Origin of the sequence: Catenulispora sp. GAS73 (assembly GCF_041262085.1) — a bacterium.
Taxonomy (GTDB): Bacteria; Actinomycetota; Actinomycetes; order Streptomycetales; family Catenulisporaceae; genus Catenulispora.
Genome location: NZ_JBGCCM010000006.1, coordinates 345,238 through 361,097, shown reverse-complemented (window position 1 = coordinate 361,097; position 15,860 = coordinate 345,238). Strand labels below are relative to the sequence as shown.

The window sequence follows — 15,860 nt, the reverse complement described above, 5'->3', positions numbered from 1 at the left end:
GTACCGCCGAGTAGGGTCGAGGCCCATGGACGCGATGGACGCGATGGACGCACCCGGCACCGCTCTCCCCGTTCCGGCGACGACGAGCCCTGTGACGGTGACGTTGCCGATGGCGCTCTCGCCGTCCCGCGCGTCGGACTTCATGACCTGCCCGCTGCTGTTCCGCTTCCGCGTCATCGACAAGCTCCCGGAGCGCAAGAGCGCGGCCGCGACCCGAGGCACCCTGGTCCACGCCGTCCTGGAGCACCTCTTCGACCTGCCGACCGGCGAACGCACCCCGACCTCGGCCAGCAGCATGCTGTCCCCGGAGTGGGAGCGCATGGTCCAGGCCGACCCGGAACTGAAGGCCCTCGCCGAGGAGGCCGGCGGCGACGAGGCCTGGCTGGCCGGCGCGGTGGACCTGCTGGAACGCTACTTCCGCCTGGAGGACCCGAACCGCCTGGAGCCGGCCGAGCGGGAGCTGTTCGTCCACGCGCGCACCACCGACGGCCTGCTGCTGCGCGGCTTCGTCGACCGCCTCGACGTGGCCCCGAACGGCGCGATCCGCGTGGTGGACTACAAAACGGGGCGCGCGCCGGGACCGGCCTTCGAAGGCAAAGCCCTGTTCCAGATGAAATTCTACGCCCTGGTGCTGTGGAAGACCCGGGGCGTGGTCCCCCGCCGCCTGCAGCTGATGTACCTCGGCGGCGAGAGCCAGATCGTCACCTACGACCCCGACGAAGGCGACCTGCGAGCCACCGAACGCAAGCTGGCCGCGCTGTGGAGCGCGATCCGCGCCGCCGCCGAGCGCGGCGAGTGGCGCCCGAACCCCTCGCGCCTGTGCGACTGGTGCGACCACAAGGCGCTGTGCCCGGCTTACGGCGGGACGCCGCCGGCGCTCGGGCCGGTGGAGGTGGTCGAGGCTTCGGAGGCGGTGCCGGGGCAGCGGGGGCGGGCTGCGGCGGGGGCGGTGGCCGGGGCCGGCTCGGACGAGGCAGAGGGCTGATTCGGCGGCGGAACCACAACGCTCGGCTCGGCTGCGCTGCCGGCCCGATGAGCTGAGCCAGCAGGAGACAAGGACCTGCGGCTTGTGCGCCGAACCAGTCCGGCAAGAGGCGCTAAATTTTGGCCGCTCGGGCATATCCGGTGCTGACCTGCTGAGCTGGTTCGGCAGGCGCTAGAAAGGTGGCCCGCCGCGACAAGCAGGCGAAAAGCCCGGCATTGTGCAGCGGGACAATCCGCTCGGCACCTGCCAGCCAAGCTAGGCCGGCAAGCGCCAGGAAGATTGTCGGTCGCCGCGACAAGCAGACCAAGAGCCCGATCGTTGTGCGGCGGGACAGTCCCGCAAGAGCTGCTCGGCACCTGCCAGCGGAGCAAGGTCGGCGAGCGCCAGGAAGATTGTCGGCCCGCCGCGACAAGCAGACCAAGAGCCCGAGCATTGTGCGGCGGGACAATCCCGCAAGAACTGCTCGGCACCCGCCAGCCAAGCTAGGCCGACGAGCACTCAAGAGCTCGTACCAAGTCCGGCGCGAGCCCAAGATCCGCGCCGGCCTGCCGAATTGCGGTGAAGCGAGGCTGGCCCGGCGAAGGCACTAAACCCGCGCCGGTTCCTGCCGTTCTGTGGGGCCAGTTATCTGTCGTCCAACGTCCGCTCATCGAACAGCCGCCGCAGGAAGGCCAGGTTCACCCGCTGCAGCGAGTCCACGACCGTCACCCGCTCCCGCACTGGCACCTCCGCCGCGTGCGGGACGGCGATCACGCGGCAGCCCGCCGCGTGGCCGGCCGTGGTGCCGGTCGGGGAGTCCTCCAGGACCACGCACTGGGCCGGGTCGACGGCCAGGTGCTGGGCGGCCAGCAGGTAGGGGTCCGGGTTCGGCTTGCTGTGCTCGACGTCGTCGCCGGAGACCGTGACGCGGAAGTGGTCGCGGCCGATCAGCGGCAGGCACGCCTCCACGATGCGGCGGGAGGAGGCCGAGACCAGGGCCAGTGGTATGCCCGCCGCCTCCAGTTCCACCAGGAGGTCCTTCGCGCCCGGCATCATGGGGACGCCGTCGCGGAGGCGCTCGACCATCGCCGTCTCGATGCCGTCGGCGAACTGCTCCGCGGTGACCGGGTGGCCGGTGAGTTCCAGCAGGTACGCCGTCGAGACCTCTATCGGCTTGCCCAGCACGTGGGGATAGTGCTCGGGTCCCAGGGTGTACCCGTAACCGGCGAGCATGTCCTTTTCGGCTTGGAACCAGGTGGGCTCGGAGTCGATGAGCAGACCGTCCATGTCGAAGAACACAGCGGCCGGCGGTATGGGGTGGAGCATGCCGATCAAGATACCAACCCGCGCGGGGGCTCTTTCCCCCCTTCGATCGGCGGCTTGGCGGCGAACCCGAGAAACGTCGGCCCGCCGCGACTACTGTTGGGACTTGTGACCACAGACAGTTCCGGCTCCGCTCGTCGCCGCGGGACGGTCGCGGTCACCCTGGACCGCCCCGGACGTCGCGGGCTCCTCCGCCGTCCGGACCGCCCGGCCCGTCCCGCCTCCCCCACCCTGCGTGCCTCCCCCGCTCCGGCGACGCGGCAGTGCCACTGGCACCGTGCGCGCACCACCCACCCGCCGGACCCGATCAGAACCGAGGGCTTTGGAAAGTGACCACCACCGACGCCGCCTCCGCCTATTTCTCCAACCGCACCCGCGGGGAAGACCGCGAATGGCTCAGCACCGCCGTCGACCTCGCCTGGCGCTGCCCGCCGTCGCCGCGCGCGTTCAACGTCGGGGCGCTGATCATCGACGCCGACGACCGCGAGCTCTCCCGCGGCTGGTCCCGCGACACCGACGAGCACGTGCACGCCGAGGAATCCGCGCTGGCCCGCCTGGCCCCGAACCACCCGCGGCTGCCCGGCGCGACCATCTACTCCTCGCTGGAGCCCTGCTCGATCCGCAAGTCCCGGCCGGCCACCTGCACGCAGCTGATCATCGCCGCCGGCATCCGGCGCGTGGTGTTCGCCTGGCGCGAGCCCTCGCTGCTGGTCGAGGACTGCCAGGGCGCCGAGCTGCTCCGGGACGCCGGGATCGAGGTCGTGGAGATGCCCGAGTTCGAGCCGATGGTCAAGGCCGCGAACGCGCACCTGTTCGGCGACGCCTGACCCGTACGCCGCATCGGCGAAACGTTTGGGCGGCTCCGCTTCCGCGCCGCCGCCTACGCGCACATCGAAAGGCATATTCGCGCACTGCGCACCGCCCTAAGCGCGCACCGACCGCCGCACCGCGGTCCGCACCGCACGACGCGCCGCCGCCCTCGCTGCCGGGCCCAGATCGTCCAGATACTCCAGCAGCGCGCCGAGCTGGTCCAGGGCGCGGAACGCCGCCTTGTCGCCCTCGGGGTCGACGGCGGCCAGCAGCTCCATCCCGATGAACGAGGCCGTCACCGCGCGCGCCAGCCCCGGCACGTCGGCCACCTCCCCCAGCGGCGAGTCCGCCAGCACCCGGCTCAGCACCCGCTCGATCTCCACGGTCCACAGCGCCAGCGCGTCCCGCGTGGCCGTCGCGAACGCCGGGTTCGTCTGCGCCCCGGCGAGCATCTGGCCCAGCACCGTGACGTTGCCCGCGGCGCTCTCCCGCGCGTGCAGGTCCCGGCCCACCTTCTGCAGCTCCCGCAGCGAGCGCACCCGCTCGAACCGCTCCCGGTATTCGGCGACCTGCCGCTCGGTCGACCACATCGCGGCCGCGGCCAGCAGCTCGTCGACGCTGCCGAAGTGGTAGAACACCAGCGCCTGGTTCACCCCGGCGGCCGCGCCGATGGTGCGGGCCGACACCCCGGCGATGCCCTGGGTCCGCAGCGCGTCGATCGTGCCCTGCAGGAGCCGGTCCCGGGTGTCGGTGCTCATGCCGCGACGCTACCGGATCGCACAAGGGTTCGTTGAGCGCTCGCTCAACGCCGGCGGCCGGGCCCGGCTCGACGCTGTCAGTGCGAACCGTGAGGATGGAGCCATGCCGCGCGAGAAGGCCATGCCACCGGAAGAAGCCGTGCCGCCGGAAGAAACCATGCTGCCCGAAGAGATCGTCGCGCTCGAAGAACTCCGCGGCATCTGCCTGGCCCTGCCCGAGGTCGAGGAGCGGTTGAGCCACGGCGAGCCGACCTGGTTCATCCGCGGCAAGCGCACGTTCGTGATGTTCTGCAACCACCACCACGGCAAGCGCCTGGGCTTCTGGTGCCCGGCCGCCGACGGCGTGCAGGAGCTGCGGATCGAGCAGGACCCCGACACGTTCTACAGCCCGCCGTACGTGGGCGTCCGGGGCTGGCTCGGCGTGAACCTCGACGACGACCCGGACTGGGAAGACGTCGAGGAGATCGTGCGGGACGCGTACCGGAAGGTGGCGCCCAAGACGCTGGCGGCGCGCCTTGACTGAGCTGAGGGTGTCGGTCGACGTCACGGTCCCGGCGGAGCAGGCCTGGGCGGCGCTCGCCGACTGGCCGTCGCAGGGCACGTGGATGGTCGCGACGCGGGTGCGCGGGACGGCGAGCGCGGTCGGCGAGAAGCTGGAGGGCTGGACCGGGATCGGCCCGCTGGGCTTCCTGGACACGATGACGGTCACCGAGTGGGACCCGCCGCGCAGCTGCGTGGTGCTGCACACCGGGCACGTGGTGCGCGGCACCGGCGGGTTCGAGGTGGCGGCGCGCGGCGAGGATCGGTGCCGGGTCACCTGGTGGGAGCGGGTGGACCTGCCGTTCGGCGTGCTGGGGAAGATCGGCTGGCTGGCCATCGGGCCGACGACCAGGCTCTTCTTCAAGGTCTCGCTCGGGCGGCTCAAGCGCGTTCTTGAGACAGGCTGATCGCCCGCCGCACGACGCGGTGGATAGGGCGGACAGGGCCCGACCCAAACGCGCCTAGTCCAAGATCCCCCGCAGCTCGTCCACCGTCCGAGCAGCCGCATCCCGCAGGCCTGCGACCGAAGGGCCGCCGCGCAGGATCTCGCGGCTGCTCGACGGGACCACGTTCCGGGCCCCGGCCCCGAAGATCCGCTTCACGTCCTCCGCGGTCGCGCCCTGGGCGCCGATGCCGGGCACCAGGTACGGGCCGTTCAGCCGCTCCAGGTCGAAGCTCGGCGTCTCGACGGTGCCGCCGACCACCACGCCGATCGGCCCCATCGGCGAGGCTCCGGCGTTGCGGGCGGCCGCGGCGCCGATGATCTCCTCCGCGACGGTGCGTCCCGAAGCCCCGACCGCGCCCTGGACCTGTGCGCCCTCGGGGTTCGAGGTCAGTCCGAGCACGAACACCCCGGCGTTGTTCTTCTCCGCCAGCGTGTACAGCGGCTCCAGGGACCCGAAGCCCAGGTACGGGTTCGCCGTCAGTGCGTCCGAGAACAGCGGCGAGGAGGGCTCCAGGTAGGCGTCGGCGTAGGCCGCGACCGTGGAGCCGATGTCGCCGCGCTTGGCGTCCATGATCACCAGGGTGCCGGCCGAGCGGGCGTCGTCGACGACGCGCTCCAGGACCGCGATGCCGCGGCTGCCGTAGCGTTCGAAGAAGGCCGACTGCGGCTTCAGGACGGCGACCCGGTCGGCCAGCGCCTCGACCACCGTGTACGAGAACCGCTCCAGCCCCGCGACGTCGTCGTCGAGACCCCACTGCGCCAGCAGCGCGGTGTGCGGGTCGACGCCGGCGCACAGCGGGCCCCGCTCGTCGAGAGCGGTCCGCAACCGTGCGCCGAACGGGGAATCCGGTCGAGCAGCCATGACAACTCTCCTTATATATGAGTCCTAAGAAACGCGTGCCGCCTCGACGGCGTCGCGCAAGCTCGTGTATCCGCCGGCCCGCACCTTCTCGGCGAGCCCGCGATTGATCCGCGAGGCCCAGCCCGGCCCCTCGTAGATGAACCCGGTGTAGCCCTGCACCAGGTCGGCGCCGGCGACCAGACGCTGCCAGGCGTCGTTCACGGTCTCCACGCCGCCGACCGAGATCAGCACCAGCTTGCCCCCGGTCCGTGCGCGCAGCCGGCGCAGCACCTCCAGCGACCGCGTCTTCAGCGGCGCGCCCGACAGGCCACCGCCGCCGGCGGCCGAGACCTTCTCCTCGGAGGACTTCAGCCCCGAGCGGCTGATCGTCGTGTTGGTCGCGATGATGCCGTCCAGGTGCAGGTCCACCGCGAGATCGGCGACCGCGTCCACGTCCGCGTCGGCCAGGTCCGGAGCGATCTTCACCAGCAGCGGGACGTGCCGTCCCGGCACCGCCTCGTCGGCCGCCGCGCGCACCGCCCTCAGCAGCGGCCGCAGCACCTCCACGGCCTGCAGGTTGCGCAGCCCCGGGGTGTTCGGCGAGGAGACGTTGACCACCAGGTAGTCCGCGTACGGCGCCAGCAGCTTGGTCGACACCACGTAGTCGGTCGCGGCCTCGTCCTCCGGCACCATCTTCGTCTTGCCGATGTTGACGCCGACCACCGGCGGCACCTTGTCCCAGCGCTCGGGCTTGGCCACCCGCCGCTTGAGCCGCCGCGCGACCTCCTCGGCGCCGCCGTTGTTGAAGCCCATGCGGTTCACCACCGCGCGGTCGGCGATCAGCCGGGCCAGCCGCGGCTGCTCGTTGCCGGGCTGGCCCTGGCCGGTGACCGTGCCGATCTCCACCGAGCCGAAGCCCAGGGCGGCCAGCGCGTCGATGCCCTCGGCGTTCTTGTCGAAGCCGGCGGCCAAGCCGAAGGGCGCCGGGAACTCCACGCCGAACACGGTCTGCTTCAGCACCGGATCGTGCACCGGGAACAGCCGCTCCAACAGCGCCAGACCGGTCCCGGCGGGCAGCGCGCCGACCGCCTTGATCGCGCCGAAGCCGAGGCGGTGGGCCTGCTCGGCGTCCATCCGACGGAACACCAGGTTGAACAGTTTCGGATAGATCCGCATGGCAGGCACCTTCCTCAGTGGGACATGATCATCGGCTTCGGAGCCGGAGCCGGGGCCGGCGGCCAGGCCGGGGCACCGGACCCTCAGCCCTCAGCCCTCAGCCGCGGCGCGCGAGGCGTTGATCTTGTCCGCGTACTCCTGCAGCGAGCCGATCCCGATCTCGCCGCGCTGCAGCGCCTCGATCCCGTGCACGGCCGCCGCGAAGCCCTGGACCGTGGTGATGCACGGCTTGCCGGCCTGCACCGCCGCGGTCCGGATCTCGTAGCCGTCCAGCCGCGAGCCGACCCCGAAGGGCGTGTTCACGATCAGGTCGATCGCGCCGTCGACGATCATCTGCACGATCGTCGGCTCGCCGTTCGGCCCGGTCCCCTGCGACAGCTTGCGCACGGTCGTCGCCGGGATCCCGTTGCGGCGCAGCACGTCGGCGGTGCCGTCGGTGGCCAGGATCTCGAAGCCCAGGTCGTGCAGCGCCTTGACCGGGAACACCATCGAGCGCTTGTCCCGGTTGGCCACCGAGACGAACGCCCGGCCCTTCAGCGGCAGCGAGCCGTAAGCCCCGGCCTGGGACTTGGCGAACGCCTTGCCGAAGTCCGCGTCGATGCCCATCACCTCGCCGGTGGAGCGCATCTCCGGGCCGAGGATGACGTCCACGCCCTGGCCGTCCGGAGTCCGGAACCGGGACCACGGCATGACCGCTTCCTTGACCGAGATCGGCGAGTCCGGGGGCAGCGTGCCGCCGTCGCCCTCCTTGGGCAGCAGTCCCTCGGCGCGCAGCTGGGCGACCGTGGCGCCCATGCCGATGCGCGCCGCGGCCTTGGCCAGCGGGACCGCGGTGGCCTTGGCCACGAACGGCACCGTGCGCGAGGCGCGCGGGTTGGCCTCCAACACGTACAGGATGTCGCCGGCCAGCGCGTACTGGATGTTGATCAGGCCCCGCACTCCCACACCGCGCGCGATCGCCTCGGTGGAGGCGCGCAGCCGCTTGATGTCGTGCCCGCCGAGGGTGATCGGCGGCAGCGCGCACGCCGAGTCGCCGGAGTGGATGCCGGCCTCCTCGATGTGCTCCATCACGCCGCCGAGGTAGAGCTCCTCGCCGTCGAACAGGGCGTCCACGTCGATCTCGATCGCGTCGTCCAGGAACCGGTCGACCAGCACCGGGTGCTCCGGCGAGATCTGCGTGGCGCGCTCGATGTAGTCGTGGAGCATGGCCTCGTCGTAGACGATCTCCATGCCCCGGCCGCCGAGCACGTAGGAGGGCCGGACCAGCACCGGGTAGCCGATCTCGTCGGCGATGGCCTTGGCCTCGGCGAAGGAGAACGCCGTCCCGTGCTTCGGGGCCGGCAGCCCGGCCTCGGCCAGCACCCGCCCGAAGGCGCCGCGGTCCTCGGCCAGGTGGATGGCCTCCGGCGAGGTGCCGACCACCGGCACGCCGGCGTCCTTCAGCGACTGCGCCAAGCCCAGCGGCGTCTGGCCGCCGAGCTGCACGATGACGCCGGCCACCGGGCCCGCGGCGCGCTCGGCGTCCACGATCTCCAGCACGTCCTCCAGCGTCAGCGGCTCGAAGTACAGCCGGTCTGAGGTGTCGTAGTCGGTGGAGACGGTCTCCGGGTTGCAGTTGACCATCACGGTCTCGTAGCCGGCGTCCCGCAGCGCGAACGAGGCGTGCACGCAGGAGTAGTCGAACTCGATGCCCTGCCCGATCCGGTTGGGACCGGAGCCCAGGATGATCACGGCCTCCTTGTCGCGCGGCTCGACCTCGGTCTCCTCGTCGTAGGACGAGTAGTGGTACGGCGTGCGCGCGGCGAACTCGGCGGCGCAGGTGTCGACGGTCTTGTAGACCGGCCGCACGCCCAGGGAGTGCCGCAGCTCGCGCACCACCGGCTCGGTCAGGCTGCGGATGTCGGCGATCTGCTTGTCAGAGAAGCCGGTCCGCTTGACCCGGTGCAGCAGCTCCGGCGAGAGCCGCTCGGCGTCGCGCAGCTCGCAGGCGGTCTCGTGGACCAGCAGCACCTGGTCCAGGAACCAGGGGTCGATCTTGGTGGCCTCGTGCAGCTCGGAGATCGAGGCACCGGCCCGGTAGGCCTCGACCAGCAGGTTGATCCGGCCGTCGGTGGGACGCGCGGCCTCGGTCAGCACGGTCGCCTTGTCGCGGACCGGCCCGACCCAGGTGAACTCCGAGCCCTTCTTCTCCAGAGAACGCAGAGCCTTCTGCAGAGCCTCGGGGAAGGAGCGGCCGATGGCCATGGCCTCGCCGACCGACTTCATCGTCGTGGTCAGGGTGCTGTCGGCGGCCGGGAACTTCTCGAAGGCGAACCGAGGCACCTTCACCACGACGTAGTCGAGGGCCGGCTCGAAGGACGCCGGCGTCTCCTGCGTGATGTCGTTCGGGATCTCGTCCAGCGTGTAGCCGACGGCCAGGCGCGCGGCGATCTTGGCGATCGGGAAGCCGGTGGCCTTGGAGGCCAGCGCCGAGGAGCGGGAGACCCGCGGGTTCATCTCGATCACGATGATCCGGCCGTCAGCCGGGTTCACCGCGAACTGGATGTTGCAGCCGCCGGTGTCGACGCCGACCGCGCGGATCACCGCGATGCCGATGTCGCGCAGCTCCTGGTACTCGCGGTCGGTCAGGGTCATCGCCGGGGCGACGGTGATCGAGTCGCCGGTGTGCACGCCCATCGGGTCGAAGTTCTCGATGGAGCAGACCACGACGACGTTGTCGTGCTTGTCGCGCATCAGCTCCAGCTCGTACTCCTTCCAGCCGAGGATGGACTCCTCCAGGAGCACCTCGGTGGTCGGCGAGAGCGCGAGGCCGGTGCCGGCGATGCGGCGCAGCTCCTCCTCGTCATGCGCGAAGCCGGAGCCGGCGCCGCCCATGGTGAAGGAGGGCCGGACCACGACCGGGTAGCCGCCGAGCTCGTCGACGCCGGCCAGGCAGTCCTCCATCGAGTGGCAGATCACCGAGCGCGCGGATTCGGCGCCGATGGTCTCGACGATGCGCTTGAACTTCTCGCGGTCCTCGCCGGACTGGATCGCGGCGATGTTGGCGCCGATCAGCTCGACGTTGTACTTGTCCAGGACGCCGTTCTCGGCCAGCGCGACCGCGGTGTTCAGCGCGGTCTGGCCGCCCAGCGTGGGCAGCAGCGCGTCCGGGCGCTCCTTGGCGATGATCTTCTCGACGAACTCCGGGGTGATCGGCTCGACGTAGGTGGCGTCGGCGACCTCGGGGTCGGTCATGATCGTCGCCGGGTTCGAGTTCACCAGGATGACCCGCAGGCCCTCGCTGCGCAGCACGCGGCAGGCCTGGGTGCCGGAGTAGTCGAACTCCGCGGCCTGGCCGATGACGATCGGGCCGGAGCCGACGACGAGGACGGACTTCAGATCTTCACGCTTCGGCATCTCAGGCCTCGCTCTTCTGCTTGTTCTTCGTCTCAGCCATGAGATCCGCGAATCGGTCGAACAGGTAAGCCGCGTCGTGCGGGCCGGCCGCCGCCTCAGGGTGGTACTGCACGCTGAAGGCCGGGACGTCCAGCGCCCGCAGGCCCTCGACCACGTCGTCGTTCAGGCAGACGTGGCTGACCTCGACCCGGCCGTACTTGGTGTCGCTGACCTTGTCCAGCGGCGCGTCCACGGCGAACCCGTGGTTGTGCGCGGTGACCTCGACCTTGCCGGTCGCGCGGTCCTGCACCGGCTGGTTGATGCCGCGGTGGCCGTACTTGAGCTTGTAGGTGCCGAAGCCTAAGGCCCGGCCGAGGATCTGGTTGCCGAAACAGATCCCGAAGACCGGGATCCTGCGGTCCAGGACCGCCTGGACGATCGGGACCATCGTCTCCTCGGTGGTCTCCGGGTCGCCGGGCCCGTTGCTCATGAAGAAGCCGTCCGGCGCCAGCGCCAGGACGTCCTCCAGGGTCGCGGAGGCGGACAGCACGTGCACCCGGGCGCCGCGCTCGGCCATCCGGTGCGGTGTCATGGACTTGATACCGAGGTCGTAGGCCGCGACGGTGAACTTGTGCTCGCCGATCGGCTCGACCACGTAGCCCTGCTTGGTGGTGACGTCGCCGACCAGGTCCGCGCCGGCCATCTCCGGGCTCGCCTTGACCTTCTCGACCAGCGCGGCCGGGTCCAGGGCGGCCAGGTCGCCGGAGAACACGCCGCAGCGCATCGCGCCGCGCTCGCGCAGGTGCCGGGTGATGGCGCGGGTGTCGACGCCGGAGACGCCGACGATGCCCTGCGCGGTCAGTTCCTCGTCCAGCGTGCGCTGCGAGCGCCAGTTGGAGGCCACGCGGCTGGGGTCGCGGACCACGTAGCCGGCGACCCAGATCTGCCGGGACTCGGGGTCCTCGTCGTTGACGCCGGTGTTGCCGATGTGCGGGGCCGTCATCACGACCACCTGGCGGTGGTAGGAGGGGTCGGTGAGGGTCTCCTGGTAGCCGGTCATGCCGGTGGTGAACACGGCCTCGCCGTAGGTCTCGCCGAGCGCGCCGTAGGCGTCGCCGCGGAAGGTCCGTCCGTCCTCCAGGACGAGGATCGCCGGGGGTCGATTGCTCATGCGGACGGCCTTTCTGTTGCGCTTACTGCGAAGTGGGCCTCCAGGGCCGACATCAGTTCATCAGTCCCGTGGCGGGGATCGACGCCGGTGTCCAGCGTGCGGTCACCGTGCTGCCAGGTGATCACCACCAGGCCTTCATCGCGGAGATACTTGCCGGCCATCCCGGAGGCCAGACGGATGCCGCGGATCGCGGCGGCCGGGATGAAGACGGCCGTCGGGTCGCGCTCGATGAGCACGCCCTCCTCGGCGACGTGCACCTGCGCGTTGCTGCGCCGGCCGAGGCCGTGCACGGCGATCCGGTCCAGCCAGTCGCCCTCGGAGGTGGTCGACACGTAGACCGTCTCGAAGCCCTCGCCGGAGAAGACCCCGGCCGGGACCTCGTTCAGCGGCAGCAGGTCGGACTGCCGGGCCTTGCGCTTCTTCCAGCCGCGCCACATCAGCAGGTAGATACCGCCCATCGCGGCCAGCGTGACGACGGTCCAGACGATGCGCTGGCCGATGTGCGTGACCGGGGCGGAGTGCTCAGCGGCGGCAAAGATCAGGTTGTTCATGCGAGCTTCCCGTCCAGCACGGTGGCGGTCCCGCGCAGGAACGTCGCCACGACCGCGCCCGGCAGCTCCATGCCCTGATACGGGGTGTTCTGCGACAGCGAGGCCAGCCCCGTGCGGTCCACGGTGCGCTTCGCGTTCGGGTCGACCAGGACCAGGTTCGCCGGCTCGCCGACCGCCAGCGGGCGGCCGTGCAGGTCGTCGACCTGGCCGATCGCGGCGGGGCGCACCGACATCCGGTCGGCGACGTCGGCCCAGCTCATCAGGCCGCTGTCGACCATGGTCCGCTGCACCACGGACAGCGCGGTCTCCAGGCCGAGCATGCCCATGGCGGCCGCGGCCCACTCGCAGTCCTTGTCCTCCTGCGGGTGCGGGGCGTGGTCGGTGGCGACGGCGTCGATGGTGCCGTCCGCCAGCCCGGCGCGCAGCGCCTCGACGTCCGCGGCGGTGCGCAGGGGCGGGTTCACCTTGTAGATCGGGTCGTAGCTCCTCACCAGGTCCTCGGTGAGGATCAGGTGGTGCGGGGTGACCTCGGCGGTGACCGGGTAGCCCTTGGACTTGGCCCAGCGGATCAGCTCGACCGAGCCGGCCGTGGAGACGTGGCAGACGTGCAGGCGGGACTTGGTGTGCGCGGCCAGCAGGATGTCGCGGGCGATGATCGCCTCCTCGGCGACCGCCGGCCAGCCGGTCAGGCCCAGGACCCCGGACAGCTCGCCCTCGTTCATCTGCGCGCCCTCGGTGAGGCGGGGCTCCTGCGCGTGCTGGGCGATGACGCCGTCGAAGGCCTTCACGTACTCCAGCGCGCGCCGCATCAGGTTCGCGTCGGAGACGCACTTGCCGTCGTCGGAGAAGACCCGCACCCGGGCCGCGGAGTCGGCCATCGCGCCGAGCTCGGCCAGCCGCTCGCCGGCCAGACCCACGGTGACCGCGCCGATCGGGAACACGTCGCAGTGCCCGGCCTCGCGGCCCAGGCGCCAGACCTGCTCGACCACGCCGGCGGTGTCGGCGACCGGGTCGGTGTTGGCCATGGCGTGCACGGCGGTGAAGCCGCCGAGCGCCGCGGCCTGGGTGCCGGTGTCGACAGTCTCGGCGTCCTCGCGGCCCGGCTCGCGCAGGTGGGTGTGCAGGTCGACCAGGCCGGGCAGGGCGATCAGGCCGCCGGCGTCGATCACCACGGTGCCCGGGACCGGGCCCAGGGCTCCGGCTTCGGCGATGATGCCGTCACGCAGGAGCAGGTCCTGCGGGTCACCGCCCAGGACGCTCGCGTTCTTGATCAGGTAGGTGGTGCTCACGCGGCGGCGCCCTTCGGTTCGGTGTTCTGGTGCTGGTTCTGGCCCTGACCCTGACCCTGAGCGTGGCCCTGAGCCTGGCCCTCGTCGCTGCCGATCGCGGACTCGCTGCCGCTGAGCAGCAGGTAGAGCACGGCCATCCGGACGCTGACGCCGTTGGCGACCTGCTCGACGATGACCGAGCGGTCGGAGTCGGCGACCGCGGCCGAGATCTCCATACCGCGGACCATGGGCCCCGGGTGCATGACGATGGCCTTGTCCGGCAGCTTGGCCATGCGCTGCGCGTCCAGGCCGTAGCGGCGGCTGTACTCGCGCTGGGTGGGGAAGAAGCCGCCGTTCATCCGCTCGCGCTGGACCCGCAGCATCATGATCGCGTCGCTGCCGGGGATCGCGGCGTCCAGGTCGTAGGAGACGTCACAGGGCCAGCTCTCGACGCCGACCGGGAGCAGGGTCGGCGGGGCGACCAGGGTCACCCGGGCGCCGAGGGTGGCCAGCAGGCGCACGTTGGAGCGCGCGACCCGGGAGTGCAGGACGTCGCCGACCACGGTGACCCGGCGGCCGTCGAAGCCGCCGAGGTGGCGGCGCATGGTGAAGGCGTCCAGCAGGGCCTGCGTGGGGTGCTCGTGGGTGCCGTCGCCGGCGTTGACCACGTGGCTGGAGCTCCAGCCGGCGTTCGCGAGGCGGTAGGCCGCGCCGGAGGCGCTGTGCCGGACGACGACCGCGTCGGCGCCCATGGCCTCCAGGGTGAGCGCGGTGTCCTTCAGCGACTCGCCCTTGGAGACGCTGGAGCCCTTGGCCGAGAAATTGATCACATCGGCGCTCAGGCGCTTGGCCGCGACCTCGAAGGACGTCCGGGTGCGGGTGGAGTCCTCGAAGAAGAGGTTGACCACGGTGCGGCCGCGCAGCGTCGGCAGCTTCTTGATCGGGCGGGCCGCCAGCCGGGCGATCTCCTCGGCGGTGTCCAGGATCAGCACCGCGTCGTCGCGGGAGAGGTCGGCGGTGGACAACAGGTGGCGCTTCATATGGCCGTCTCGCTCTCAATCCCCAGGTAGACGGCATCATGCTGCACACCGTCGTGCTCGCGCAGCCGGACCTTGACGCTCTCGCGCTGGGAGGTCGGCAGGTTCTTACCGACGTAGTCGGCGCGGATCGGCAGTTCGCGGTGGCCGCGGTCGACCAGGACCGCCAGCTGCACGGCGCGCGGGCGGCCGAGGTCGTTCAGGGCGTCCAGTGCGGCGCGGATGGTGCGGCCGGAGTACAGGACGTCGTCGACCAGGACGATCAGGCGGCCGTCGACGCCCTCGTCGGGGATCTCGGTGCGCTCCAGCGCGCGGGCCGGCTTCAGGCGCAGGTCGTCGCGGTACATGGTGACGTCCAGGAAGCCGACCGGGACGGTGGTGCCCTCGACGTCGGCGATGCGGGCGGCCAGGCGCTTGGCGAGCGTGGCGCCGCGGGTGGGGATGCCCAGCAGCATGACGTCCTCGGCGCCCTTGGCGCGTTCGAGGATCTCGTGCGCTATCCGGGTCAGCGCCCGGGAGATGTCGGCCTCGTCCAGCACCGACCGCGCACCTTGCGGTATTGCAGGCATACGAAAAAGACCCCCTTCTCTGCCTCACGGGACAGATCGTTAAAGGACTCGGTCGGCAACGACTCTACCAGGACGATCACCCATGATCGTCACGGGCGCTCCGCCATCCGAGTGCGGAGCACTGCTGTGAGTGACATAAGCTGATTGGACCAGACCACCGGCAGTCATCGGTTTCCTTGACAACGACGGGACTTGCGCAGAATCTCTGCTGCGCGTACCGTCACGCTAAGTCACCAACGGGTCATACGAGAAAACTGCCGATCCGCTGAACTGGGCCAAGCCGTGTGGCGAGGGGAACACGTGAGGCCGCAGTTGTGTCTATGGGGAGCTACATGTCCACCGAGTACGCGAAAGCGCTGGGCGTCCGACTGCGCGCCATCCGGTCCCAGCAGGGCCTGTCCCTGCACGGCGTCGAGCAGAAGTCGCAGGGGCGCTGGAAGGCCGTCGTCGTCGGCTCGTACGAGCGCGGCGACCGCGCTGTCACCGTGCAGCGTCTGTCCGAGCTCGCCGAGTTCTACGGCGTGCCGGTCCACGAACTGCTGCCCGGCACCGGCGCCCCGGCGTCGGCGCACGAGCAGGGCGGCAAGCTGGTCCTCGACCTGGAGCGGCTGAAGTCCCTCCCGGTCGACCAGGCCGGCCCGCTGCTGCGCTATGTCGGCAGCATCCAGAGCCAGCGCGGCGACTGGAACGGCCGCGTCATGACGATCCGCGGCGAGGACCTGCGCACCCTCGGCGTCATCTACGAGATGGCCCCGTCGGAGCTGGTCAAGATGCTCACCGAATGGGACGTCCTGAACCCGGCCGCGGCGCGCCCGTACAACGACGAGGAGGGCGACGGCGAAGCCGGTGCCTTCCCCGGCGGCTTCGCCGAGGACGACGAGGTCTGAGCGGGCTTCACGGCCCTGACAGCCTCACACACCTTCATACAGCTCTAAGCGCCCGCCACGCTGTGATGCGCGGCGGGCTTTAGGCTGTTCGGACGAAGGTGAAAGCTAAGAATCTGGGCGCGGGTAAGGCATTTTTCTCAGGCTG

15 protein-coding genes are annotated in these 15,860 nt (G+C 70.9%); 5 read left to right on the top strand and 10 right to left on the bottom strand.

What is annotated here, in order from left to right:
- Window positions 1–25: 25 nt before the first annotated feature.
- Window positions 26–985, top strand: coding sequence for a RecB family exonuclease (locus ABH935_RS12030; protein WP_370377914.1), 960 nt, complete (start codon window positions 26–28; stop codon window positions 983–985).
- Between the two features lie 624 nt (window positions 986–1,609).
- Here ABH935_RS12030 and ABH935_RS12025 read toward each other — a convergent pair.
- A complete protein-coding gene (locus tag ABH935_RS12025) occupies window positions 1,610–2,290 on the bottom strand; it encodes an HAD family hydrolase (protein WP_370377913.1) in 681 nt (226 codons plus the stop codon).
- 326 nt (window positions 2,291–2,616) lie between these two features.
- On the opposite strand from ABH935_RS12025, the gene ABH935_RS12020 reads away from it, so the two are divergent.
- Window positions 2,617–3,114 (top strand): dCMP deaminase, encoded by a 498-nt coding sequence (locus tag ABH935_RS12020; RefSeq protein WP_370377912.1) that lies wholly within the window; start codon window positions 2,617–2,619, stop codon window positions 3,112–3,114.
- 96 nt (window positions 3,115–3,210) lie between these two features.
- Here ABH935_RS12020 and ABH935_RS12015 read toward each other — a convergent pair whose 3' ends face one another.
- Window positions 3,211–3,855 carry a TetR/AcrR family transcriptional regulator gene (locus ABH935_RS12015; RefSeq protein WP_370377911.1) on the bottom strand — a complete coding sequence of 215 codons (645 nt, stop codon included), beginning with the start codon at window positions 3,853–3,855 and terminating at the stop codon, window positions 3,211–3,213.
- A gap of 157 nt (window positions 3,856–4,012) precedes the next feature.
- Here ABH935_RS12015 and ABH935_RS12010 point away from each other — a divergent pair, with 157 nt between their 5' ends.
- Window positions 4,013–4,378: an MmcQ/YjbR family DNA-binding protein gene (locus ABH935_RS12010; protein ID WP_370377974.1), complete on the top strand. Its 366-nt coding sequence runs from the start codon at window positions 4,013–4,015 to the stop codon at window positions 4,376–4,378.
- The gene (locus ABH935_RS12005) at window positions 4,371–4,802 is read left to right on the top strand and encodes an SRPBCC family protein (RefSeq protein WP_370377910.1); all 432 of its coding nucleotides are present in this window, start codon (window positions 4,371–4,373) and stop codon (window positions 4,800–4,802) included. Before ABH935_RS12010 ends, ABH935_RS12005 begins: the two co-directional genes overlap by 8 nt.
- Before the next feature lie 54 nt (window positions 4,803–4,856).
- Here the strand turns inward: ABH935_RS12005 and pyrF are convergent, their stop codons facing one another.
- The 8 genes from pyrF to pyrR form a co-directional block, all read right to left on the bottom strand.
- Window positions 4,857–5,702: an orotidine-5'-phosphate decarboxylase gene (gene pyrF / locus ABH935_RS12000; protein WP_370377909.1), complete on the bottom strand. Its 846-nt coding sequence runs from the start codon at window positions 5,700–5,702 to the stop codon at window positions 4,857–4,859.
- Between the two features lie 24 nt (window positions 5,703–5,726).
- Entirely contained in the window at window positions 5,727–6,857 is a 1,131-nt protein-coding gene (locus tag ABH935_RS11995) for a quinone-dependent dihydroorotate dehydrogenase (protein ID WP_370377908.1), read from the bottom strand.
- Between the two features lie 90 nt (window positions 6,858–6,947).
- Window positions 6,948–10,253 carry a carbamoyl-phosphate synthase large subunit gene (gene carB, locus ABH935_RS11990; protein ID WP_370377907.1) on the bottom strand — a complete coding sequence of 1,102 codons (3,306 nt, stop codon included), beginning with the start codon at window positions 10,251–10,253 and terminating at the stop codon, window positions 6,948–6,950.
- Between the two features lies 1 nt (window position 10,254).
- On the bottom strand, window positions 10,255–11,403 hold the full coding sequence (gene carA, locus ABH935_RS11985; RefSeq protein WP_370377906.1) for a glutamine-hydrolyzing carbamoyl-phosphate synthase small subunit: 1,149 nt from the start codon (window positions 11,401–11,403) through the stop codon (window positions 10,255–10,257).
- Complete coding sequence (locus ABH935_RS11980) at window positions 11,400–11,954, bottom strand: hypothetical protein (RefSeq protein ID WP_370377905.1); 555 nt, start codon at window positions 11,952–11,954, stop codon at window positions 11,400–11,402. The genes carA and ABH935_RS11980 overlap by 4 nt, the downstream gene beginning before the upstream one ends.
- Window positions 11,951–13,243 carry a dihydroorotase gene (locus tag ABH935_RS11975; protein ID WP_370377904.1) on the bottom strand — a complete coding sequence of 431 codons (1,293 nt, stop codon included), beginning with the start codon at window positions 13,241–13,243 and terminating at the stop codon, window positions 11,951–11,953. Before ABH935_RS11975 ends, ABH935_RS11980 begins: the two co-directional genes overlap by 4 nt.
- Window positions 13,240–14,262, bottom strand: coding sequence for an aspartate carbamoyltransferase catalytic subunit (locus tag ABH935_RS11970; RefSeq protein ID WP_370377903.1), 1,023 nt, complete (start codon window positions 14,260–14,262; stop codon window positions 13,240–13,242). Before ABH935_RS11970 ends, ABH935_RS11975 begins: the two co-directional genes overlap by 4 nt.
- Window positions 14,259–14,828, bottom strand: coding sequence for a bifunctional pyr operon transcriptional regulator/uracil phosphoribosyltransferase PyrR (gene pyrR / locus ABH935_RS11965; RefSeq protein ID WP_370377902.1), 570 nt, complete (start codon window positions 14,826–14,828; stop codon window positions 14,259–14,261). Before pyrR ends, ABH935_RS11970 begins: the two co-directional genes overlap by 4 nt.
- A gap of 332 nt (window positions 14,829–15,160) precedes the next feature.
- Here pyrR and ABH935_RS11960 point away from each other — a divergent pair, with 332 nt between their 5' ends.
- A complete protein-coding gene (locus ABH935_RS11960) occupies window positions 15,161–15,715 on the top strand; it encodes a transcriptional regulator (RefSeq protein ID WP_370377901.1) in 555 nt (184 codons plus the stop codon).
- The last annotated feature ends 145 nt before the right edge of the window (window positions 15,716–15,860 follow it).